This window comes from Bacillus sp. DU-106, from assembly GCF_004799705.1.
In the GTDB taxonomy this organism is placed as follows: domain Bacteria; phylum Bacillota; class Bacilli; order Bacillales; family Bacillaceae_G; genus Bacillus_A; species Bacillus_A cereus.
Genome location: NZ_CP026607.1, coordinates 2183144 through 2207244, shown reverse-complemented (window position 1 = coordinate 2207244; position 24101 = coordinate 2183144). Strand labels below are relative to the sequence as shown.

Below are 24101 nucleotides of genomic sequence, written 5' to 3'. Positions count from 1 at the left end.
TCTTTTTATTTAATTTCGCTTCAGTTAATACTATGTAATACTATGCATCTAAAAATCTTTATACATCTCGCTAACTATTTCAATTCTCTAAAGTTCGGATATACTTTATTTTATGAATGTATCGTACATCCACTTATAGAATTTTTCTTTCTCTTCAAATTGTGGATAATGAGCTGATTTCTCAAAAGTAATAAATTGTTTTTGATCTGCTTCTATCTTATCAAAATATGTTTTTGCTGCATGGAATGAAGTGTTATAGTCATATTTCCCCATAAGGCAATAAAACGGTAGCTTCATTTCAATTACCTTAGTAGGCAATGGATTTTTTAAATCCTTTTCTAATAAGACAGTTTGAGAATGTGATAATCCAACGTTATAACGAATTACGTCTAACAAGTTATATTCATTACAGAAAGATTTGAAAACATCTCGCATACACATTTTTATAAAAACACATAGAAAAGAGCCCTTGCTTTCAACACAAGGACTCTTTTCATAAACTATTTAGCTACCTCTTCTTTCGGCATTACCATACCTTTATAAAGTTGAACAGTTATCCAGTAATAGATGAAATAAATGACTAAGAATATCCCAATTGGCACCCACACTTTTACAAACGGGTCAACTAATATAAAGCTGAATAAGTTAAGCCCTACTAAAACGTGAGAAATGCCAATGATTGCTGGGAAGATAAATAAATATGAAATTTCTTTATATATACTTTTCGTTAGCATACTGCGTCTCACACCAATTTTTCGTAACATTTCATAACGGCGTACATCACGAGAAGCACCTGTTAATATTTTGAACATAAGGGAACTCGCCATCATTGCTAAAAAGGCAATTCCGAGGAAAAATCCCATAAACATTGTTCCGCTCATGAAGCTGTTCATAAACTGATAAATTGTCATTTTCGTAAATAAGTCTACCTTTTCACCTGTTGCTTTTTCAATTTGTGCTTTTTGTCTCTTGTCTATTTCGATCAATAACGGTTTATATTTTTTCATATCATCTACTTTTGCTAATGTTACAGTGTGTTCTGTTCCTTGAATTCCTTTATAATGCTCTTCGTCTGCAATTCTTACTGGTTTTCCGCTAAATTGATTATGCGTAATTTGTATCTCTCTTACAACTGCGTCTTCCCAATCCTTTGGCATACGAGGGAATTTTGCTAATTCAGGAGCCTCTAAAGCTGAATATACAGGTTCAGTTAAAGGTTCAGTCACACGTTTACGAACAGGCTCTTTTAACGTTTTTGTATCAAAATGGTCTGAAACAAGTGGTGGTTTCGCAGTTAAGTCGTTACGTAAATAATAAACCGCTTCTCCATCTACTTTATAGTTGTACTTGCTTTCTTCAACAATTTCCATTTCTTTTAAGGCAGCTTTGTCTTGATCATTCGGATCATGAATTACAACATCATATACACGAGAAAAGTCTGTCATAATACCTACATTTTTTTGGAAAGCCATACCTGCCGTCATCGCACCTGCGCCTAATGCAATTAACATCGCTACAGTACCTAATACTCTCGATAAACTATTTACTCGAAAGCGTAGCTGTGCATATGTAAAACTATTTAGACCAGTTTCATTTCGTTTTTTATTCCCCTTAATTTTCATCACAAAAAATGGGAGTAATGAACTAAAGATAAAATATGTTCCAAGTGTTGTAACGATGGTTGCTATAATAAAACCTAATTCAGCATATATTTTTACATTGATCATAAAATAGTACCCTATACTTACTAGTAATACACCAAGTACTGTCATTATAATAATGCGAGTTTTACTTTTCTTTACTTCATCTAGTGTTTCATCTTCACGAATTAACTCTAGTTCAGTTTTACGTAACAATCGGACACTGTTCATTAAGCCAGTAATGAAAAATAGTATTAAGAAGAAAATAGCTGTAACTAAAATTGCTGGTGTGTATACAGATGCATAACTACCTTTTGCTGAAATTTCCATTCCATTCATTAAAAAGTTTCCTGCTACACTTGCAAGTAACATCCCTACTAAAATACCGATAATAATACTGACAATACCCATACCGAATGTTTCAATAAATAATAACTGTGCTACTTTTTTCTTTTTTGCACCAAGCATCATGTACATACCGAGTTCTTTTCTTCTTAACGTGAGTAAGAAAGAGTTGGCATATATAATATAAAATACAGTAATGAAAGATAATAGTATTGCACCTACCCAAAAGACGAGTCTAATACTACTAATTAGGCTATTATCTTTCGTAAATTCGCTATTCATCGCCATCGTTTGGAACATATAGAAAATACTAATACTAATAACGAGGCCAATAAGTAAAACCATATAATCTTTTAACATTTTTTTCATACTATGACGTGATAATTTAAATAACATAGTTTCGCCCCCTACTTAGACTCAGCAGCTGAGCCCATATGAGCGAGCACACCTAAAATGTCTTGATAGAAATTCTCTCTAGTGCCTTGACGATTTAATTCTTTATAAAGAAGACCATCTTGAATAAATAAAATACGCTCACAATAACTTGCACTAAATGCATCATGTGTAACCATCAAAATACTTACATTGTGATTTTCATGTAAATCTTGCATTGCTTCTAATAAACTTTTTGCGTTTTTACTATCAAGCGCACCTGTCGGTTCATCTGCTAATACAATTGCTGGATTATGTACTAAAGCTCTTGCCGCCGCTGTTCTTTGCTTTTGTCCACCAGAAACAGCAGTTGGATATTTTGTTAAAATTTCAGTAATTCCTAATTTCTTCGCAACGTCATTTACCTTTCCAGTAATCTCACTTGATGGTACGCCTTGCAGAGAAAGTGGTAAAGCTATATTTTCATAAATTGATAAGTTTTCTAGTAGATTAAAATCTTGAAAAATGAAACCTAATTTTTGAGAGCGAAAATCAGATAACGCATTGCCCTTCATAGAAGTAATATTTGTACCAGCTATCGTCACACTACCACCTGTCGCTTGGTCAAGTGTACTTATCACATTAAGTAAAGTCGTTTTTCCAGACCCAGAAGGACCCATAATCCCGACAAATTCTCCTTCTTTAATACTTAACGATACACCCCTTAATGCTTTTGACTGATTCTCATTTCTTTTTCCATACGTTTTTTCTACACTTTCTACAGTAACTACATTTGTTGACATCTCTTTCACTCCATCCCTTTTGTATAAAATTAATTTCTCACATATTTCTTATTATTTTGTCATGTAAATCCTTAAGATTTTTTTAATTATTCATTCAATAAGAGTTACACCTGTAACATGAACCTATTTCCTACTTCATATTCTCATTTTTCTACAACTCGTTCCCTCGATTTCGCTTACATTTACCTTACATTTTTGTAAGATAAAAAAGAAAACACACTAATTTCTAATAGTGTGTTTTCTTTACAATCAATATTTTCTATTCTTTATTTCTTCTTCAATAGTTTCCACAAATACATCTAGTGCAATAACTTCTGACTTCTCTTCCCCATATTTACGTACATTTACAGCTCCGTTTTCCATTTCCTTATCTCCAATAACAAGAACATACGGTACTTTTTGCATTTGTGCTTCTCTTATTTTATATCCTAATTTTTCATCTCGTGCATCTTGTTCAACACGAACTCCAGCTTGTGCTAATTTAAGTGCAATCTCATTGGCATATTGTTCATGTACTGCATTTGAAACTGGAATTACTTTCACTTGAACTGGTGCCACCCATGCCGGGAACGCACCTCCAAAGTGCTCAATTAATATTGCTAAGAAGCGATCTAATGACCCTAAAACTGCCCTGTGAATAACAACTGGTCTTTTCTTTTCATTATTTTCATCTATATAATTTAAATCAAATTTCTCTGGCATTTGGAAATCAAGCTGGATTGTTCCGCACTGGTGACTTCTATTTAAAGCATCTTTAATATGAAAATCAATTTTCGGCCCGTAAAATGCACCGTCACCTTCATTTAGTCTATATTTATAATTTAGCGATTGTAATACATTTTCTAATGCTGCTTCTGCTTGCTCCCATAATTTATCATCACCCATTGAGTCTTCTGGACGAGTAGAAAGCTCTACTTCATATTCGAATCCAAAAGTTTTATATACGTAATCAATTTGCGCCATTACTGATTTAATTTCATCTTCAATTTGTTTTGGAGTTACAAATAAATGTGCATCATCTTGGCAGAAAGTACGTACTCTTAATAATCCGTTTAAGGCACCACTAAATTCATGGCGATGTACTTGACCAAATTCACACATACGAATCGGTAATTCACGATAAGAATGCAATTTATTTTTAAACATAAGCATGTGCCCTGGGCAGTTCATCGGTTTTAATGCAAAACTTTTATTATCTACTTCAGAGAAATACATATTATCTTTATAATGTCCCCAGTGCCCTGATCTCTCCCATACTTCTTGGTTCATCATGAACGGAGTGCGTACTTCTTGATAATTGTACTCTTTTTGAATTTCTCTTAAAAATGCTTCCAATTCGTTACGAATCATTTGTCCTTTCGGTAAATAAAACGGCATTCCCGGAGCCTCTTCAGAAAACATAAATAACTCAAGCTCATTGCCTAACTTACGATGATTTCTTTTTGTTGCTTCTTCAACGAAATGTAAATACTCTTCTAATTCTTTTTGAGAAGAGAATGCAACACCATATATGCGCTGAAGCACTTGGTTATTACTATCACCTCGCCAATATGCACCGGAAACGTGAGTTAATTGAAATGCTTTCAAATAACCTGTTGATGGTAAATGTGGCCCTCTACATAAATCTACAAATTCACCTTGTTTATATAGTGTTACACTTTCCCCACTAGGAATTGCTTCTAAAAGTTCTAATTTCAAGCGATCGTTCATTTCTTGAAACAGTTTTGCTGCTTCTTCTCGAGAAACCTCAACTCGTTCTATCTTTATATTTTCATTTATAATCTTTTTCATTTCTTTTTCGATTTTTCGTAAATCTTCTACGTTTACACTACTTGGAAGATCCATATCATAATAAAATCCATTTTCAATAACAGGCCCCACCCCAAGATTTATATCACCATACATTCTTTTTACAGCTTGCGCTAAAATATGTGCCGCAGAGTGTCTTGTAATTTCTACACCTTCATTTGAATCTATAGTAATGATTTCTACCTCCGCATTTTCTTCAATCTTTCGGCGTAAATCATATAACCCATCATTCACTTTCCCCGCGACTGCTTTCTTTTTCAAACTACTGCTAATGGATCCCGCAATTTCTTCTAAAGTAATTCCTTTTACAAATTCTTTCACGCTACCATCTGGAAATTTAATTTCAATCATTTGTTCTTTCATTTTTCATCTCTCCATTTCATAATAAAAAGCACACTCATCCCTAACATAGGGACGAGCGTGCTTTTACCCGTGGTTCCACCCAGATTCCCATCACAAAATGCAATGGCTTCTTTTACGGTAACGTCGTTTATACGGCACTAGATACTTAATTTCCCCAGTGCAGCTCTAAGGTGGTAAGTTATTTTTCTGCGTTAGGAAGTTCTCAGCTTTCCTTCCTTCTCTGTATAACCGGGTAAAATAACTCGTGTCCTTTTCTTCGCTTATTATGAAATTGAATGCAAAAAAGCATATTCATCCCTAAATATAGGGACGAATATGCTTATATCCGTGGTTCCACCCAGATTCCCATCACAAAAAACATAATGGCTTCTTTTGCGATAACGTCGCATACACGGCACTAGATACTTAATTTCCCTAGTGCAGCTCTAAGGTGGTAAGTTATTTTTCTGCGTTAGGAAGTTCTCAGCTTTCCTTCCTTCTCTGTATAACCGGGTAAAATAACTCGTGTCCTTTTCTGTGCTTTTTGTAAAACATCCATTTATTGTTATTTAATATATCTTATTCATTTTATTTTTGCAAGTGTTTAAAAAAATTATTTATTTAATTAAAAAAGTGAAACCAAATTTTTTTGGTTTCACTTCACAATTTTACCAATCTTGTGGTTCGTAATTTAAGTCTGCAAATAGACGTCTTTTCTCTTTCTTTGTTAAATCTCTCCACTGCCCAACCGGTAAATTATTCAATTCAATATTCATAATTCTCGTACGTTTTAACGTGTATACTTGATAACCTAAAGCTTCACACATACGGCGAATTTGACGATTTAGCCCTTGTGTTAAAATAATTTGGAACTCATATTTTGATAACTGTGTAACCTCACAAGGAAGCGTTTTTGTTCCTAAAATTTTAACACCCGCTGCCATTTTCTCTAAGAAATCAGGTGTAATTGGCTTATCTACTGAAACGATATATTCTTTCTCATGTTTGTTTTCAGCACGTAAAATTTCATTAACAATATCACCATCATTCGTTAACAAAATTAAACCGTCTGAGTCTTTATCAAGACGTCCAATGTGACTAATTCGTAAAGGATGGTTCACTAAATCGATAATATTACCTTTTACAGCTTTTTCACTCGTACATGTAATACCTACTGGTTTATTTAAAGCGATATATACGTGATCTCGAGCAATTCGAAGCTGCTCTCCATTTACTCGTACATCATCACCTGGGTTCACTTGGTCACCAATTTTTGCAACCTTACCGTTAATAATTACTCTTCTCTCATTAATTAGTTTATCCGCTCCACGTCGAGACGCTTTTCCAGCTTCACTAATAAATTTATTGATACGCAAATTAGGCACATCCTTTTCTAAAAAAATTTCAAGCTCACACTGCTTCTACCGTACAATACAAAAGGGTAAGCCTCCTATTATAACTTAAATATATTAACATGAAAGGGTATATAACGTCTTCTATTAATTACTTGTTTATAAGAAAATATCTTTATTATACATTCATTTATACACTTTTTCAGCGTTTAATATACAAGCCATTCTTCCTTACATACAGCTTGTTTTCCTTTTATCTCTTCTATATCTTCATGAATATTAGCTAATTTATATAAATCTGGGAAAATCTCTTCCACATAATTTTGATGCGTCTGTTCATCTTTCCAATATGTTAACACTATGTAACGATTTTCATTTTTTAAAGACTTCCCAACTACTCCACCTAACATTCCTTTTGCTTTTTCCATTCCTTTATTCCAAATTGTTTCTTGCTTCTGTAAAAAATACTTTTCCTTTTCCACCTTTACATCACATATAGCAACTCTTACGAATGATCCTTCTGTAACAACGTCTTTCAAATGCGTATCAGTTATATCATACAACGTTTGAAATAATTCAATTTCACACGAAAGAAACGTATCCTCTTGATTACTATTTAAATAAATTGTATCGTGAGCACCATTCATAAATGATTGATATGTACTTCTATCTTCCCATAAAGTAAATACACATGCCTCATCTTCATACCATCCACCAAATTGTCCATGAAAACCATCTAGATGCCGTATATCACTCCATTTTTCTTGCGCATTTGAAAACAATTTCTTTTTCTCTTCTTCCACCTTACAGTAGATTGTTTTTAGTAACATTTTTAATTCCCCCTTTAGCATATAATTTATCTTCTTCTCACAATAATTAGTTCACATAATATTTTTATAATCACCCTAATACTCTTTATAGGCATATAGAACTAATCATATTTATCACTACATCTATCAAAACATCTATCGAATTTAATTTCAAATGATTCAGAATAAAAAAAGATGTAACTCTTAATGAATTACATCTTTAGCTAATCTCCCTTATTCATCTTTTTCTCAAATAAATAATACGTAATTTCTCCCGGATAATGTACTACTGCTACCTTCCTTTCCCCTTTTTTAAAACTAACAGTTCCCCTAAGTTCTCCCATCCATTTGCCTTTGTAATAGGCATTACACTTATATATTGATAGTCCTCTTCATTATCATCGTTAATATGGATTGCTGACATTGGCACTGGAAAATCTTTAATTTTAGATTCTTTGTCTACATATATGAGTGCAAATAAACCAACTAATAACATAGCCATTGAAATACTTAAAACCAGTTTTCTTCTATTCATTTTCACTAAAAACCCTCTTTTCTCGCATATAGCTTTCATCATTTTACTAAATTTAATTATTCGTGTATAGAAAAGACATAATTTAAATTATTTCTAACCTATTTTCTCTACTTTAAACAACATTATTGTTATATATTATAATTATAAGTTTTTAAATTTTGGAGGCGTTACATATTGCAGAAATTACTTTTTACTAAATGGACAGTTGTTATTTCTATTTTCATCATTTTCGGTACGATTTTCTATGTTACTAATGTTAAAAATAACAACGAAAAAGCAACTGTAGAAACAGCGGAGACAAAAACTTTCAAAACGAAATTACAACCTAAAATTCATGAATTGACTACTCATTATAATGACATCATCGAAAAAGATTGGTTACCTGCCTGGGAAGAGATTAACACGAATGGAGATTCAGTAGATCGAAATAAACTATTAGTTACAATGAGTGCTGTTTCCAAACAGTACGAAACAATTATGAACGAAATAGACACGCTTAAAATTGAAGAAAACATAACAGATATAGATATACAAAAACAACTACTTCAATTCACAACTCAGTTTAAATCCGCATCAAATTTCATGAAAAATGCAGCAAATTTGATTATAGACGGAGCAAATAACTCTACTCCAACCAATGAAACTATTGAAAAAACAAAACAAGCTTTAGGACTTGCGGATCAACATATTGTCATCGCTTTATCTACTTTAAATGAAGTTGAAGATAAATTAGGACTTACAAAAAAATAAAACTATTTACTATTTTAAAATAAAAAATGATTGCAATTCACAATTTGTATGTCTATAATGTTTTTATTGATTTACAATCAATGTGTTTATAAATTTTATAATTCGGATGAACCATTCAGGAGAAGGTCTATTGATCTACCGACGGGGCAAAAAGTTGTTATACCAGCTTTGAAACTCTCAGGTCTTGGTTACAAGTAGAACTGCATGGGGACGAATCTCTGGAGAGACTCCCTCTCGCTTTCATAGAGCGCGGAGGAAAACGAGCACCGAAGGAGCAAATCCGCTACTTTAGCGGATAATCTCTCAGGTAAAAGGACAGAGACAAGCGAAAGAAAAAGCCGATTGTATCGGTTTATTTTTCTATCCCTTGTTTCTCCAGAGACCATTTCATTTACTTGAAGTGGTTTTTATTTTTTCTAAAAAAGGAGAATAAAGATGGAGACAGTAAGTAAAGTATTAGAACAACTAAATCAATACGTGTGGGGATTACCAACTTTGTTGCTACTCGTTGGAACAGGTATCATTCTCACAGTGCGTTTGAAAGGTTTACAGTTTAGTAAACTATTATACGCTCACAAACTAGCGTTTAAAAAATCAGAAGATACTTCTTCTTCTGGAGATATTAGTCACTTCCAAGCACTCATGACAGCTATGGCCGCAACGATTGGTATGGGTAATATAGCCGGTGTTGCAACAGCGGTTACAATTGGTGGTCCTGGTGCAATATTTTGGATGTGGATTACCGCTTTATTCGGTATGGCAACAAAATATGCAGAGGCAATACTTGCAGTGAAATATCGTGTTAGTAATGAAAATGGTGAATATTCAGGTGGACCAATGTATTATTTAGAGCGTGGTTTAGGTAAGAAATGGCTTGCTATATTATTCGCTATATTTGGTACAACTGCTTCTTTCGGTATTGGTAATATGGTGCAATCTAACTCAGTTGCAGAGGCAATGCGAATTAATTTCTCTTTCCCTCCTGCTTTAACTGGTATAGTAATGTCATTTTTAATCGCAATTGTTATTTTAGGCGGTGTAAAAAAAATCGGGAAAGTGACGGGATATGTCGTTCCTATTAAAGCTTTCTTTTATATAATTGCTGGTCTTATAATTATTTTCTATCACTACGACCAAATTCCAGAAGCATTTTCACTTATTTTTTCTGGTGCATTTAATGGTACAGCAGCTGCTGGTGGTTTTATTGGGGCAACAGTTGCATCAGCTATCCAAATCGGAATGGCGCGTGGTGTATTTGCGAACGAAGCTGGTTTAGGGAGTGCACCAATTGCGGCGGCGGCGGCAAAAACCGATTCGCCTGCAAAGCAAGCTTTAGTTTCAATGACTGGTACTTTTCTAGATACGTTTATTGTATGTACAATTACAGGACTAGTATTAATTACTACAGGCGCTTGGAAATCAGGTAAAACTGGTGTTGAAGCTACAACACTTGCATTCCAATCTGTATTCGGTACTGCTGGTAGTATGATTCTCGGTATCGCAATTATTTTATTTGCCTACTCTACTATTTTAGGCTGGTCGTATTATGGAGAAAAATGTGTAGCTTATTTATTCGGAGAAAGTGCAGTTAAATATTATAAAGCAATCTTTATTTTCATGATTGCAATTGGTGCTAATTTAAAGCTAGGAATCGTATGGACATTTGCTGATATTGCAAATGGACTTATGGCAATTCCAAACTTGATTGGTCTGATTGGATTAAGTAGTATTGTTGTTGCTGAAACGAATCGCTTTTTACAAGCAGAGAAATTGAAAGAAAATAATAAAAAACAGGCAAGTTAATCTATGAAAAAAGGAATGACTCATACATGATGAGCATTCCTTTTTTCATCCCTTCTTTTACTTAATTACTATCATTAAAAATATATTTATATCAATATTTACTCCTTTTTATTCCTCCAAAAGTTTTTCACATAAATGTCATAAATCGTATGGTCTAACTATATAGTTGAAAAGGAATGCGACATTAAAGTGTCGCTGAAAAACTCATCCAAGAAAAGGGAGGAAAAATCTTTTGAAAAACAAAATCATTGTTTTCCTATCTGTTTTATCATTTATTATTGGTGGTTTCTTCTTTAACACGAATACTTCAAGTGCTGAAACATCATCTACTGATTATGTTCCTAACCAATTAATCGTTAAGTTCAAACAAAATGCATCTTTAAGTAATGTGCAATCTTTTCATAAATCTGTCGGAGCTAATGTCTTATCTAAAGATGATAAGTTAGGTTTTGAAGTCGTACAATTTTCAAAAGGTACTGTAAAAGAAAAAATAAAGAGTTATAAAAATAATCCAGATGTGGAATATGCAGAACCAAATTATTACGTTCACGCCTTTTGGACTCCAAACGACCCATATTTTAATAATCAATATGGATTACAAAAGATTCAAGCTCCACAAGCTTGGGATAGCCAACGAAGTGATCCGGGTGTAAAAGTAGCTATTATTGATACAGGAGTTCAAGGCTCACACCCTGATCTGGCTTCGAAAGTAATTTACGGGCATGATTATGTTGATAACGACAATACATCTGATGATGGTAATGGTCATGGTACACATTGCGCTGGAATTACTGGAGCACTTACGAATAACAGCGTCGGAATTGCTGGTGTTGCCCCACAAACTTCAATTTATGCTGTCCGCGTATTAGATAATCAAGGAAGTGGTACTCTTGATGCTGTAGCGCAAGGTATTCGAGAAGCTGCTGATTCGGGTGCAAAAGTAATTAGTTTAAGTTTAGGAGCTCCAAATGGTGGTACTGCATTACAACAAGCCGTTCAATATGCATGGAATAAAGGCTCTGTTATAGTTGCAGCTGCTGGAAATGCTGGAAATACAAAAGCTAATTACCCTGCTTATTACAGCGAAGTAATTGCAGTTGGTTCTACAGATCAATCAGATAGAAAATCTTCATTCTCTACTTATGGTAGCTGGGTAGATGTTGCAGCACCAGGTTCAAATATATATTCAACATATAAAGGAAGCACGTATCAATCATTAAGTGGTACATCTATGGCAACACCTCATGTTGCAGGAGTCGCTGCTCTTTTAGCAAATCAAGGATATAGTAATACACAAATTCGCCAAATTATTGAGTCAACTTCTGATAAAATTAGTGGTACAGGTACGTACTGGAAAAACGGTAGAGTCAATGCATATAAGGCTGTACAATACGCTAAGCAATTACAAGAAAATAAAGCTTCTTAAGAAAACTTTAATCAGTCGATCTACCATGAATGCGGAATAAAATAGAAGGAGAGACTTCTATAATTAAAGCCTCTCCTTCTTACAAACTATATTACTCTCCCTGCTTTTTAACCATATGTAAATACAGTACAAAATCCATCATTGTCGACGAATGACCAAGTTGACGGATCATCGCTGTTATATTTCCTCTATGATATGTACCATGATTTACGACATGTTGCACTAATTCTAAAATCGAAGTTTCTAATTTCCCTACATATGGATTCTCAATAACAAATACAGCATTCACATCTTGTATTGTAATTAAAAAATCTTTATATTGATTTGCCATGTTTTCAAACATTTTTTCTAATTCATGTAACGATTTAGTTTCAATTTGTTTTCGTAAATCTTCTCGGTCTTGTATTGCTTCATTCATACTTTTACCATGCAATATATGTAACCACACTTGATCTGTAATATAAATATGCACAAAAGTATCCTTAATGGATGGGAATACACTCTGTATCTGCTCATTAAAAATCGTCTCATAGTTTGGTAACTCTTTTAATCGATTGAATAATCTTGTATTGGCCCAAGCATGATAATCACACTGTTTTAATATATAATCTTTCAATTTATATTACCTCCTTATTGTATGAAACGAATGGTTTGTTTCTTCATTTCTGATTCTCTATCAGCCTTTGCAATCCCTTTTTCTTTCATTTCATGCTTATTTATCGTTTTATATTTTACATACGTATAAAATTCCGTTTGAAATGGAAATGGTGTAATCCGAATTGTTTCCTCGTCCACCCATTCAGCTTGAATAAGTTTCTCCTCTTTACTATTAAACATTTCTGTTCCTTCAAAACCATCTTTAAATAAATCAATTTCATCTTTCTTTTTGACACCAGGCTTATTCATACATACGTATAAAGAAAGTTCATCACAAAACTTTAATAATTTATAATGTTTATCGAACATCGCAAACTGTTCTTTTGTTAACGTTTTCAAGATTCTTTTTTGTCGTTCTAATTCATGTTTATAAAATGACATCATCTCTTCATCTTCCTCGTTTAGTGGAAATGATAAAAAATGTTTACTACAAAGCAATGCCCCGTATGGATTAGAATTTTCAATTTCATTCAAACCAATCGTATAAAAAACAAAACGTAATGGGCTTGGACAATCCATAAATGTATATGGAATATTTTTAGCATCATTCAAAATTGGTACTTTATCAAGCTCTATCCATCCTCTGTCATGCTCATATATTGCATCAACTGTTTCTTTTAAATATGTTTTACTTTCAAAAAAGTCTTCTTTTATATGTTTTGCAATCTCTCCAGCTAAAAAACCATGGTCATGTTGACGAATTAATATACTTTCCTTCTCATTTTTTTCACGAAAAATCATTCATATACTCCCCCTCATCCTCATACTAAAGCTTTTTATATGCATCGATTCTTAATTAATCCCTAAATAATAGAAGGGATTCAGTCTCTTGCAACGAAATTAACATAATTATATAGTATTCTATCTAATCATAATGATAGCTTTATCTTTACTATCTATTATACTAAAACATTCATTCCAAAAATTTTTTTATGAGGTGAAAACATGAACAAAACAGAATTAATTAAAAACGTAGCTCAATCAGCTGATATTTCTCAAAAGGACGCTTCTGCAGCTGTACAATCCGTATTTGACACAATTGCTAATGCATTACAATCTGGAGATAAAGTTCAACTAATCGGTTTTGGAACTTTTGAAGTGCGCGAAAGATCTGCTCGTACAGGACGTAATCCGCAAACTGGCGAAGAAATTCAAATCGCCGCTGGTAAAGTTCCTGCATTTAAAGCAGGTAAAGAATTAAAAGAAGCTGTTAAATAAACAAGAAACCAGCCATTTTATAGGCTGGTTTCTTGTTTTTATTTAAGCAATTGCTTTATATTCTCTGCATGATACACTTCACAAATATAAAATACACATTTGCATTTACTTACAATTTGATACTTTCTAGTTGGATACACATTCGCTGTAACAGAACATCCATCAAACAATTCGATAATATTTCCAGATGGCTGATATCCTTCATATAATACATTTCTTCTTACTTCCATCTTTTCTATAAGCTTTTCAACAGGAATATTTCCACTCTCTAATTCACTCTTTATTGCGTCCGGTAAAAACGAAGTGTCTGCAAAAATTAGATTTTCAGATAACACCTTGCCTTTATAACTAACATTAGATACACGGTAAAGAAATGTTCCATCTTTATCAAAGAAATTCTTTGCTTCTTTCGGAATGTACTGTCTACCAAGTGCCTCTTGTTCAAGAACATCAAACTGAACTGTATCATTTAAAAGCTTTTCTAAAGCATGAATAGATGATGTATCTCCAGAAAATAAAATATTTTTAATTGCTTGTACGTTATAAGTGAATTCATTCTTTCTATTTTCCGCTACTAACATGAGGAACACCTCTTCTATAATTTTTTTATTTAAGATTTAAAAGTGCTGCCGCATCTAATTGCGTAATTTCAGTTACTTCCTTACTGAATATTGCAACAGAGGCCCTATAATCTAAACTAGGCTTTACATCTTCCATCATTGTATTATTTAATAACTCTTGTCTATCCTTAAAAACCAACAAGTTTGGAGGATCATTTGGAGCTGATACTGTAATATGTACTGGCGGAATCATTAGTCCTTCACCTGTCGCTTTCAGCACCGCTTCTTTTCGAGTCCAATATGTTAAAAATCCTTCTATTTTCTGTTCATTTGGCAGTTTCATAACTTGCGCTATTTCAATGTCTGTTAATACACCTTCTGCCATTTTCATAACATCTACATTTGGATTCATTTGTTCTACATCTATGCCAACAGATGCAGATTTTGTAAAAGCAACGACAACCCACTCACCTGAATGCGAAACGGATAATTGCGGCATACCTTCTGGTAATTGTGGTCTTCCATGCTGCACTTTACATACTGAGCACATTCGATCAATTGGTACTTGGACTGGTGACATAGAAAGTATCTTACCGAGAACTAATCTACTTATTACGCAACCTATTATAAAACGAGCTCGATCTGCCGAATGATGATACGAATTTGCTTTCTCTCGCTCTATATCATTTAGTAAATTGTAATGCCATGATTGTAAATCCGAAATTCTTGCCCACCATATTTGACAATCATTCTCATTCAAAGTTGGAATAGAATCTACAACTTTACTTTCTATCATGTAAACTCTCCTTTATTCAACGAATATCAATTTTCATAAGAAAGCATGCGTATATTGTTATTCATTGACAAGTACTTTCTCTTTTTCTGATACAGATAATGTTTTTTCTTTCTTCTTTGACATTACCTCTTTATCGGAAATACGTAAAGAAAATAGTAGTGCTATGAGCAAAAATATTGCTGATCCAATTAATGCTGCTTGATATGGTAAAAAATCGGATTGAGCGTTATTACTTCCAAAACCAGCTAGTATACTAGCTAAAACAGCTACTCCTATTGCTGAACCTAATCGATTTTGCACATTGAATATAGTAGTAGCTCTCCCCATAGAAGGCGGCGTGATATTGTTAAAGGCAGAAAATTGAACCGCACCGACAGATTGACCTAAGAAAATACCGATACCAAACAATAATGCGCGGATTTGCCACGGATTCGTATCGTGATTTACAAAACTTAATAAAACAAAGATAACCACGGTACAAATTAATCCAATAGAAATTACCTTTCGCGCTCCTAATTTTTTATATGACCATGGCACAATTTGTGAAGAAATCATTAATCCAATCGCCTCTGGAAATGTCGTAAGTCCTGATTCCAGCGCGGAAACTCCTATCAAATTTTGATACATAAGTGGAAAAACAAATAACATTCCTAGTAAACCAGCTGATGAAAATAATGATATAAGACTCATCTTTCTAAACACTGGTTCTTTTAATAAACGTAAATCTAACATCGGTTGCTTTACTTTCAGTTCTACGATTATAAACAATGTAATGAATACCCCCCCAGCTATCCCAGTACTCATAATTTCTGGAGAAATCCACCCTTTTGATGGTCCCTGGCTGAGCGCATATATGAGCATCGCAAATCCTGGTGCTGATAAAATAAAGCCGAGCGAATCAAAGCGACCAGCTGATTTTTCAACATGCTCTGCTAAAAATAGAAGTCCAAATAGCAATGCAACGATTCCAAACGGTAGATTAATATAAAATGCCCAACGCCAAGACATTTGATCTACAAAGAAACCACCGATGATAGGACCAATTGCTGGTGCTACAGCAATTGGAAGTATAATGAACCGAGAAATCTTCGGTCTTTCCTCTGGTGAAAATGTTCGAAATAACATTGCCATTCCGACCGGCGTTAAAAGCCCTCCACCAGCACCTTGAATAATACGGAAAATATTCAATGAAGTAATATCGTTAGCCATTCCGCATAAAGCAGAGGCAATTGTAAATACGAAAAGAGCAATTAAAAATACTCTTTTCGTACCAAATCGATCTCCTAACCAACCAGAAATCGGAAGGAAAACAGCTAAACTAACTAAATACCCAACATTAACCGTCCCCATTGCAGATGCAGGTACTTGTAGTTCTCTACTTATCGTTTGCAGTGCTACATTTACAATCGTTGCGTCCATCGCAGCCATAAACATCGCAGTTATATAAACGATACTTACAACTACTTTTGGATTTAGTTTTTCTTTCATTATCGTTTTCCTGCTAATGTTTTTTCGCGAACTTGATTACTTTTTGGATTCAAATCTTTCCAGTTATATTCAACATATTCTAAGCAGCTCTGCCTACTAGCTTCTTCATATACGATATTCCAGCCAATAGGTACATCGAGAAAAGCAGGCCAGAGAGAATACTGGCCCTCCTCATTTATTAATACTTTATATGTGTAATTATCATTTTCAAATGGATTCGTCATACTCTACTTACCCCTTTCTTATTCTGCAAATATTTCGCTAATACTTGTCCAATTTCCGTAAGCGGACCTGGCTGACATAGATCTTTATGTCTACAATCAATATCGTGCTGCACAATTTGCCCGTCTAAATAATTTAGCCACGTATTTGGAGAAATAGGATCAAACCAGTCTGGTATAACAGTAGATCTAAAGAACAGGATATCTCCGTTATAAACTTTCGGTACATATTTCCCTAACAACCCTACTGAATTTACATATGTTTCTTTCAAGTTCAATATAGTCTCTTCTTCAAGACTTGCTAATGCACTTCCATCTTTACGAAGGATTTCAACTGCACTTTCCATTGTAAGTGGTTTACCATCCATGTTATCTGGGTCATATCCGCCTAAAGCAAGTAATGCAATTAACGCTTCCTCTTCAGTAGGCGCTTCCGTATTCGGTAAGAAGTGTCCAGGATAAGAGTCAAGCATAACGAGTAATTCTACTTCTTCCCCTTCATTTTGTAATTGCGCCGCCATTGCATGCACAACATTTCCTCCAAGCGACCAACCTAATAAACGATATGGTCCATGAGGCTGTACTTCACGAACGTGTTTCAAGTAATCCGCCGCCATCTCCTCTAAACTTTTTGGAAGTTCTTCATTTTTAGCAATACCACGTGCTTGCACACCATAAATTGGATAATCTGTTCCTAAAGATTTCATAAGTCCTGCATAGCACCAACTTAATCCACCTGCTGGATGTACACAAAATAGTGGTAATTGATCCCCGCTTGCTCGTAATGGAAGCAACACATCAAGTGCACTTTGACCATTCCCCATCTCAAGTCTTTCAGCTAACCCTGCAACAGTCGGTGCTGCAAATAAAGTACCAATGTTTAGTTCCACTCCAAGCGCCTCTTTCATGCGGCTCATAAGCTGCACTGCAAGGAGTGAATGACCACCAAGATCAAAGAATCCGTCATCAATTCCAATTTGAGGTACACTTAGCACTTCTGTAAACAAGTCACATAACATTTCTTCTTGCGGTGTTCTTGGACCACGACTAGAAGATGATGCGATAAATGCTGGAGCTGGCAATGCCTTTCTATCTAATTTACCGTTTGGAGTTAAAGGTAACTCATTTACTACTACAAAAGCGTATGGAACCATATAATCTGGTAAACTACCACTAGCAAACTGACGCATTTCATTCGTATCAATTGCTTCATTATTTGATGCAACGATATAAGAAACTAACCGTTTATCCCCTGGTTGATCTTCACGTACAATAACGGCTACTTGCTCAGCTTTAGGATGCTTCATTATGACTGCTTCTATTTCTCCTAATTCAATTCGGAATCCACGAATTTTGATTTGATGATCTGCACGTCCTATATAATCTAGCGTCCCATCATTACGCCAGCGAGCTAAGTCTCCTGTACGATACATTCTTGTACCTGGCTTGCCAAATGGATCTGCGATAAAGCGTTCAGCCGTTAATCCTGCTCTTCCTAAATATCCACGCGCAAGTCCTGCACCTGCAACATACATTTCTCCAACTACTCCAGGTGGGACTGGTTGTAAATAGTTGTCTAACACATACACTTTAAGGTCAGGTATACTGCACCCAATTAAACTATTTGCCCGTAAAGAGACGATAGTTTCATCTAATTCAATATAACTAACATGTACTGTCGTCTCTGTAATACCATACATATTAATAAGCTTTGGTGCGTTATGAGGATGTCGACTATACCAATCTTCTAAGCGACTTAGCTCAAGCGCTTCTCCTCCAAAAACAACATATCGTAAAGATAATTTTTTGCCAATCTCTTCATTTTCACGATCTGCTTGCATCAATTGGTAGAACGCTGATGGAGTTTGGTTTAAAACCGTAACCTTTTCTTTAACAAGAAGCTGTAAAAATTCTTTCGGCGAGCGACTTACAGTATGTGGGACTACAACTAAACGCCCTCCGTATAATAAAGGTCCCCAAATTTCCCAAACCGAGAAATCAAAAGCATATGAATGGAACATCGTCCAAACATCGTTTCCGTCAAACTGGAACCAATGATCAGTTGCTCCTAAAAGTCTCACTACATTTTGATGAGGTATCATAACGCCTTTCGGTCTGCCCGTTGACCCTGACGTATAAATAACGTAAGCAATATGTGATGGAGATAATGGCTTAATTCGTTCCACTTCATCAATATTGTCTTCACTATATTTCTCAACCTCTGCTATTACTTTCACATCATCAACTAAAACTTTTAGTGCCTCATTACATTCAATTTCCACTTCTGAATTCGTTAAAACACATGATGGTTTCGCATCGTGTAGCATAAATGAAATACGGTCTGCTGGGTAATCTGGATCTAACGGAAGGTATCCAGCACCAGCTTTAAGAACAGCTAATAAGCTTACAACCATGTTTAATGATCTTGGCATCGCTAAAGCAACGAGTTGATCAGGACCAATCCCTTTTGCTATTAGGAATCGAGCTATTTTATTTGCTTTTCTATTTAACTCTTCATAAGTTAATTTCTTATCTTCAAAGACAACAGCAATAGAATTTGGATTTATATGAGCCTGCTTTTCAAACAATTGTGGCAATGTCATTTCTGGTGCAATTTGAAAACCACCATTCCACTTTTCTAACACTGTATTTTTCTCTGCTAAAGTTAATATTTCTAATCTGCCAATGGATTGATCTGGATTTGTAGTTGCATCATCTAATAACAAAATGAATCGTTCTATTAGTTTTTGAACCGTTTCACGTTTATATAAATCGGTACTAAACTCTAGTAATCCATGTAAACCGTTCGGAGTACCATCAACCCCGTTACTCTCACTAATTTCAAATGTTAAATCAAATTTTGCAGAACCAACGCTTTGAATTTCAAGGCTCGCTTCTAAATCTGGTACATGAAACGTTGCTTCTGGTGTATTTTGAAAAGCTAACATAACTTGAAACAACGGATGGCTGTTTCGAGTACGTACTGGATTTAATACTTCAACAAGCCTTTCAAATGGAACATCTTGATTTTCATAAGCTGCAAGATTTACCTGCTTCACTCTATTTAATAATTCTTTAAAACTTGGATCTCCTGAAGTATTTGTACGTAACACTAATGTATTTACAAATAAACCAACAATATCTGAAAGTACATCATCATTTCTTCCAGCAATCGGACTTCCAATTGGTATATCAGTGCCTGCACCTAATCTTGTAAATAGTGCACTAAGCCCTGCTTGCAATACCATAAACAAACTAACTCCATTTTTACGTGCAAGCTCTACTAACCTACTATGCATACCTTCATCTATATGAAAATGAATTGTTTCCCCGCGGTAACTCGTCTCAATTGGACGCTGGAAATCTGTAGGTAACTCCATTTGGTCTGGTAAACCTTTAAGTTCTTCTTTCCAAAAATCTAATTGTGTTGAAATAAGACTCTCTTGTGTCGTTTCATCACCTAGCAATTGCTGTTGCCAAAGTGCATAATCTGCGTATTGAACTGGTAGTGTCTCCAGCTGAACTCTGTCACCTTGACTTCGCGCTTTATACGCCGCTGTAAAATCTCTCGTTAACGGCTGTAATGACCAGCCATCACCTACAATATGATGTAATAGAATTAATAATACATGTTCGTTTTCACTCATTGTAAAAAGTTGCAAACGAACTGCCGGCTCAAAATCGAGGTTAAAGCTATATCTTACCGCCTCTGAAAGTACACTTTCTAATTCATCTTTACATGTATTAGTTATAACCATTTCTAAATTTAAGTTTTCCATATCTAAAATTTTCTGATAGGAACTACCTAATACGTTAGGGAAAATTGTTCTAAGTGTTTCATGTTTCTCAACTACATCATAAAAAGCACCTTGTAATGCTTCCCGATTCAATATTCCATTCATACGAATGACTAGCGGAATATTATAAGTAGGACTTGGACCTTCTAAACAATTTAAGAACCATAACCTGCGCTGTGCAAATGAAAGTGGAACTTCATTTGGCCTACTTGCTTTCTGAATAGCTGGTCTTGCGCTTTTTGCATGGTTTAATTGTTTCGCCAGTTCGGCAACAGTTGGTGATTCAAATAGTTTCCCAATTCCTAATTCCACACTTAACGTTTCACGAATTCTTGCCATTAAACGAGATGCGAGAAGTGAATGTCCACCCATTTCAAAGAAATTATCATCAATGCCAATTCGAGAAACACCAAGTACTTCTGCAAATAAATCACATAATATTTCTTCTTTCGGATTTCTAGCAACTCTCTCATTGTTCATTCCATTAAAATCAGGAGCAGGTAATTTCTTTCTGTCAACCTTACCATTTGGCGTTAATGGTAATACTTCTAGCACAACAAATGTCGATGGTATCATATAATTCGCTAAACTTTCTGAAACATAAGAACGAATTTCTGAAAGATTAATCGGTTCCTTTTCTTCTGCAACGATATACGCAATGATGCGTTTATCATTTGCACGATCTTCTCGTACCATTACTACCGCTTGTTGAATATTTTCATGTCGTTGTAATACCGTTTCAATTTCAGCTAATTCAATTCGGAATCCACGAATTTTAATTTGATGATCTGCGCGACTAATGTACTCTAACGCACCATCACTACGCCATTTCACAAGATCTCCTGTACGGTACATGCGCTTCCCTGATTCTCCATAAGGATTTGCAACAAACCGTTCAGCTGTTAACTCAGGTTTTCCTAAATATCCGCTTGCAAGTCCTTCCCCTGCAATATATAATTCCCCAATAACTCCAGGTGGCACTGGTTGTAACCCTGCATCCAATACATACACTTCTGTATTGCAAATTGGTTTTCCAATAGGAGGTATGCCCTTTTCACCTTCATCAATGTTCATGAAAGTAGACCAAATCGTCGTTTCAGTTGGTCCATATAAATTAGTTATTGAGCAACCTAATTCTCGTAATTTATTTGCTAAATGCGCTGGAAGAGCTTCACCACCAACAAGTATGCTTAGCCCTTGTAGCTTCTCTGGATAATCAGTTACTAACGCCTGCCAAAGCGTCGGTGTAGCCTGCATAATGGTCACTCTTTCTTCATGTAAAAGTGTCGTTAATGCAGAAGGCTCTTGTATGTCTTCTTTTTGCGCAATTGTTAAACTTGCACCACTAATAAGAGGTAAATAAATTTCTAGTGCAGAAATATCAAATGCAAACGTTGTAACTGCTAATAAATGATCATTTTCATTTAATGAAAACTTTTGTTGCATAGCCATTAAAAAGTTACTTAAACCTCTCATAGGAACAATTACACCTTTTGGGTTTCCTGTTGAGCCTGAAGTATATATTGTATAGGCTGGGTTTAACAGTGATACATCATTCTTACATGCTATATTCATACGAGAATATGTATGTAACGCTAGTTTCGTTTCTTCGTCATCTAATACAATTTTTTTCATATCCTTTTCTATAACTAACTTAGATGAAACAGATGAATGTGTTATGATACAAACTGGTTTTGCATCATTTACTATATAAGTAACTCTATCTGCTGGGTATTCTGGATCTATTGGTAAATACGCTGCACCAGCCTTTAAGACTGCTAGCATACTAACTACCATTTCTATTGATCTAGGGAATACTAAAGCTACAAACTGATTTGGTCGTACTCCTTCTTCTACTAAATAATGTGCTAGTTCATTCGCTCGTTCATTTAGCTCTTTATACGTAAGGATTACACCGTCACAAGTAATCGCTAGTTTATTGGGATTTTTTTTCACTTGTTTTTCAAATGATATAGGCAGACTGATTAATTCATCGTCTTCCTTCGTTTCATTCCATTCCAATAAAACTTTATGATTTTCTTCAGGCAGAGTAATGTTTATTTTTCCAATCGACTCGTTTTTCTCATAATTATTTATTACTAATTCAAATAGATTCATAAATCTTTCTTTATGCAATGCTAGCTCCGCGTTATTATATACTTCAGGATTTGCATCAAAATGAATCATTATCTCATTTTGATCAAAACGTTTATATACATTTATCGATAAATCATCGACAGGTCCTGCTGATAAGTTATGCGTAATACCACGATTTCCAGCAAAATTAAGCCCGTAATCAAAAGGCATAACATTCACTAACGGTCCAAACAACCTTTGATTTTCACCTAGTAACTTTAAATCTCTTCTTAATTCCTCATGACGGTATTTATAATGGCGACGTACATCTCGGATTTCTTTAGAAACTTGCTGCAATAATTCCGCAAGAGTTATATTTGGAGTTACTGTAATACGAAGTGGAACTAAATTCATTACCATACTTGGTGTATGAATAGATACAGAACCTAGGCGTCCCATCATCGGTAAACCTAAAACAATATCATTTTCACCTGTTAATTTATGCATATAAATACTTGTTACAGCCACAATGAATTCCGGCCAACTTGTTAACGAAATATTGATATCTTCTAGTAAAGTTTTCGTGCTAGAACTAGATAAATAAGCTGTTTCTCGTGAAAATCCATTTGATGTTCTCGGTGCTCGTTCTGCCAAACTTACAACTTCTGGGGCATCTGCAAACTTTTCTAACCAAAAAGTACGATCTTCCTGAAATTGTTTAGACTCACGATACTCAATATCTTCTTGCACGACTTTTGCAAGAGAACCAAATGGTTTTTCATTCTTGTTTGTTTCTTCTATAAGTGATGTATACTCATTCGCTACTTTTTGGCTAAGAAGTGAAAATCCATAGCCATCCATCACAATGTGATGGATGCGCTGATACCAAAAGAAACGATTATTTTCAACTTGAATAAGTGCTTCAGTAAATAAAGTATCTTTTTTCAAATCGACTGGCATAGATAAATCATTTTTCATCCATACTTTAGCAGCTTCTTCAGGATTTTCTTCTTTACGAACGTCAATAAAATGCATATGAAACTGTGATTCTTCAATAACTTGCCATGGGCCAATTTCATCCTCTTCGAAGCGAACATGAAGTGCTTCTGTTTCCATTACAACTTTACGTACAGCTAATTCAAAAATGTCTTGATGAATATTTCCGTTTATTTCTACATATTCCCCAGTATTATAAATTGGATTAAGCGGATCTAATTGTTGCGCAAACCACATACCAGACTGCGCAGATGATAACGAATGACGAATCTTTTGACTGTTAGGCATTCTTTACTACCCCTTTAT

16 protein-coding genes, 2 pseudogenes, 1 riboswitch and 2 other annotated features are annotated in these 24101 nt (G+C 34.7%); of the genes and pseudogenes, 4 read left to right on the top strand and 14 right to left on the bottom strand.

Going from position 1 to position 24101, the window contains the following annotated elements; genetic code table 11:
• Positions 1–105: 105 nt before the first annotated feature.
• The 7 genes and pseudogenes from C3Y97_RS11355 to C3Y97_RS11325 all read right to left on the bottom strand — a co-directional run.
• Positions 106–408: pseudogene (locus C3Y97_RS11355) on the bottom strand (hypothetical protein); the annotation flags it as partial.
• Positions 409–500: 92 nt separating this feature from the next.
• On the bottom strand, positions 501–2381 hold the full coding sequence (locus C3Y97_RS11350; RefSeq protein ID WP_063245809.1) for an FtsX-like permease family protein: 1881 nt from the start codon (positions 2379–2381) through the stop codon (positions 501–503).
• Between the two features lie 11 nt (positions 2382–2392).
• Positions 2393–3160: an ABC transporter ATP-binding protein gene (locus C3Y97_RS11345; RefSeq protein ID WP_000106426.1), complete on the bottom strand. Its 768-nt coding sequence runs from the start codon at positions 3158–3160 to the stop codon at positions 2393–2395.
• Between the two features lie 249 nt (positions 3161–3409).
• Positions 3410–5332 (bottom strand): threonine--tRNA ligase, encoded by a 1923-nt coding sequence (thrS, locus tag C3Y97_RS11340; RefSeq protein WP_136363376.1) that lies wholly within the window; start codon positions 5330–5332, stop codon positions 3410–3412.
• Between the two features lie 44 nt (positions 5333–5376).
• Positions 5377–5598 (bottom strand) — a binding site (T-box leader).
• A gap of 36 nt (positions 5599–5634) precedes the next feature.
• Positions 5635–5858 (bottom strand) — a binding site (T-box leader).
• Between the two features lie 121 nt (positions 5859–5979).
• Positions 5980–6687: a 23S rRNA pseudouridine(2604) synthase RluF gene (rluF, locus tag C3Y97_RS11335; RefSeq protein ID WP_001222162.1), complete on the bottom strand. Its 708-nt coding sequence runs from the start codon at positions 6685–6687 to the stop codon at positions 5980–5982.
• A 185-nt stretch (positions 6688–6872) separates the two neighbouring features.
• Positions 6873–7493 carry a YdbC family protein gene (locus C3Y97_RS11330; RefSeq protein WP_025687526.1) on the bottom strand — a complete coding sequence of 207 codons (621 nt, stop codon included), beginning with the start codon at positions 7491–7493 and terminating at the stop codon, positions 6873–6875.
• A 203-nt stretch (positions 7494–7696) separates the two neighbouring features.
• Positions 7697–8013: pseudogene (locus tag C3Y97_RS11325) on the bottom strand (hypothetical protein).
• A gap of 168 nt (positions 8014–8181) precedes the next feature.
• Between C3Y97_RS11325 and C3Y97_RS11320 the strand changes: the two are divergent.
• From C3Y97_RS11320 to C3Y97_RS11310, 3 genes are all read left to right on the top strand, one after another.
• A complete protein-coding gene (locus tag C3Y97_RS11320) occupies positions 8182–8757 on the top strand; it encodes a hypothetical protein (protein WP_001170889.1) in 576 nt (191 codons plus the stop codon).
• A gap of 208 nt (positions 8758–8965) precedes the next feature.
• Positions 8966–9086: riboswitch (glycine riboswitch) on the top strand.
• 106 nt (positions 9087–9192) lie between these two features.
• Positions 9193–10560, top strand: a complete 1368-nt coding sequence (locus tag C3Y97_RS11315) for an alanine/glycine:cation symporter family protein (RefSeq protein ID WP_000451037.1) — start codon at positions 9193–9195, stop codon at positions 10558–10560.
• A gap of 232 nt (positions 10561–10792) precedes the next feature.
• Positions 10793–11986, top strand: coding sequence for a S8 family peptidase (locus tag C3Y97_RS11310; RefSeq protein WP_000790938.1), 1194 nt, complete (start codon positions 10793–10795; stop codon positions 11984–11986).
• Between the two features lie 91 nt (positions 11987–12077).
• Here the strand turns inward: C3Y97_RS11310 and C3Y97_RS11305 are convergent, their stop codons facing one another.
• Together C3Y97_RS11305 and C3Y97_RS11300 are read right to left on the bottom strand one after the other, a co-directional pair.
• Positions 12078–12602 carry a DinB family protein gene (locus tag C3Y97_RS11305; protein ID WP_000656267.1) on the bottom strand — a complete coding sequence of 175 codons (525 nt, stop codon included), beginning with the start codon at positions 12600–12602 and terminating at the stop codon, positions 12078–12080.
• Between the two features lie 14 nt (positions 12603–12616).
• Positions 12617–13384, bottom strand: coding sequence for a DUF3891 family protein (locus C3Y97_RS11300; protein ID WP_136363374.1), 768 nt, complete (start codon positions 13382–13384; stop codon positions 12617–12619).
• A 204-nt stretch (positions 13385–13588) separates the two neighbouring features.
• Between C3Y97_RS11300 and C3Y97_RS11295 the strand changes: the two genes are divergently transcribed.
• Positions 13589–13861, top strand: coding sequence for an HU family DNA-binding protein (locus C3Y97_RS11295; RefSeq protein ID WP_001043905.1), 273 nt, complete (start codon positions 13589–13591; stop codon positions 13859–13861).
• Between the two features lie 38 nt (positions 13862–13899).
• Here the strand turns inward: C3Y97_RS11295 and C3Y97_RS11290 are convergent, their stop codons facing one another.
• From C3Y97_RS11290 to C3Y97_RS11270, 5 genes are read right to left on the bottom strand one after another with little or no spacing between them, the layout of a single operon-like run.
• The gene (locus C3Y97_RS11290; RefSeq protein ID WP_000959125.1) at positions 13900–14442 is read right to left on the bottom strand and encodes a hypothetical protein; all 543 of its coding nucleotides are present in this window, start codon (positions 14440–14442) and stop codon (positions 13900–13902) included.
• A 25-nt stretch (positions 14443–14467) separates the two neighbouring features.
• Positions 14468–15217 carry a 4'-phosphopantetheinyl transferase Sfp gene (gene sfp, locus C3Y97_RS11285; RefSeq protein WP_136363372.1) on the bottom strand — a complete coding sequence of 250 codons (750 nt, stop codon included), beginning with the start codon at positions 15215–15217 and terminating at the stop codon, positions 14468–14470.
• Between the two features lie 57 nt (positions 15218–15274).
• A complete protein-coding gene (locus C3Y97_RS11280) occupies positions 15275–16705 on the bottom strand; it encodes an MDR family MFS transporter (RefSeq protein WP_000660188.1) in 1431 nt (476 codons plus the stop codon).
• On the bottom strand, positions 16705–16929 hold the full coding sequence (locus tag C3Y97_RS11275; RefSeq protein WP_000184055.1) for an MbtH family protein: 225 nt from the start codon (positions 16927–16929) through the stop codon (positions 16705–16707). Before C3Y97_RS11275 ends, C3Y97_RS11280 begins: the two co-directional genes overlap by 1 nt.
• Positions 16926–24083 (bottom strand): amino acid adenylation domain-containing protein, encoded by a 7158-nt coding sequence (locus tag C3Y97_RS11270; RefSeq protein ID WP_136363370.1) that lies wholly within the window; start codon positions 24081–24083, stop codon positions 16926–16928. The genes C3Y97_RS11275 and C3Y97_RS11270 overlap by 4 nt, the downstream gene beginning before the upstream one ends.
• Between the last annotated feature and the right edge of the window lie 18 nt (positions 24084–24101).

What these genes read in the sequence shown, in the direction of transcription:
- C3Y97_RS11280 (WP_000660188.1), bottom strand. Translation starts at nt 16,705, where the DNA reads ATGAAAGAAAAACTAAATCCAAAAGTAGTTGTAAGTATCGTTTATATA.
- thrS (WP_136363376.1), bottom strand. Translation starts at nt 5,332, where the DNA reads ATGAAAGAACAAATGATTGAAATTAAATTTCCAGATGGTAGCGTGAAA.
- sfp (WP_136363372.1), bottom strand. Translation starts at nt 15,217, where the DNA reads ATGATAGAAAGTAAAGTTGTAGATTCTATTCCAACTTTGAATGAGAAT.
- C3Y97_RS11345 (WP_000106426.1), bottom strand. Translation starts at nt 3,160, where the DNA reads ATGTCAACAAATGTAGTTACTGTAGAAAGTGTAGAAAAAACGTATGGA.
- C3Y97_RS11315 (WP_000451037.1), top strand. Translation starts at nt 9,193, where the DNA reads ATGGAGACAGTAAGTAAAGTATTAGAACAACTAAATCAATACGTGTGG.
- C3Y97_RS11290 (WP_000959125.1), bottom strand. Translation starts at nt 14,442, where the DNA reads ATGTTAGTAGCGGAAAATAGAAAGAATGAATTCACTTATAACGTACAA.
- C3Y97_RS11270 (WP_136363370.1), bottom strand. Translation starts at nt 24,083, where the DNA reads ATGCCTAACAGTCAAAAGATTCGTCATTCGTTATCATCTGCGCAGTCT.
- C3Y97_RS11300 (WP_136363374.1), bottom strand. Translation starts at nt 13,384, where the DNA reads ATGATTTTTCGTGAAAAAAATGAGAAGGAAAGTATATTAATTCGTCAA.
- C3Y97_RS11295 (WP_001043905.1), top strand. Translation starts at nt 13,589, where the DNA reads ATGAACAAAACAGAATTAATTAAAAACGTAGCTCAATCAGCTGATATT.
- C3Y97_RS11275 (WP_000184055.1), bottom strand. Translation starts at nt 16,929, where the DNA reads ATGACGAATCCATTTGAAAATGATAATTACACATATAAAGTATTAATA.
- C3Y97_RS11350 (WP_063245809.1), bottom strand. Translation starts at nt 2,381, where the DNA reads ATGTTATTTAAATTATCACGTCATAGTATGAAAAAAATGTTAAAAGAT.
- C3Y97_RS11330 (WP_025687526.1), bottom strand. Translation starts at nt 7,493, where the DNA reads ATGTTACTAAAAACAATCTACTGTAAGGTGGAAGAAGAGAAAAAGAAA.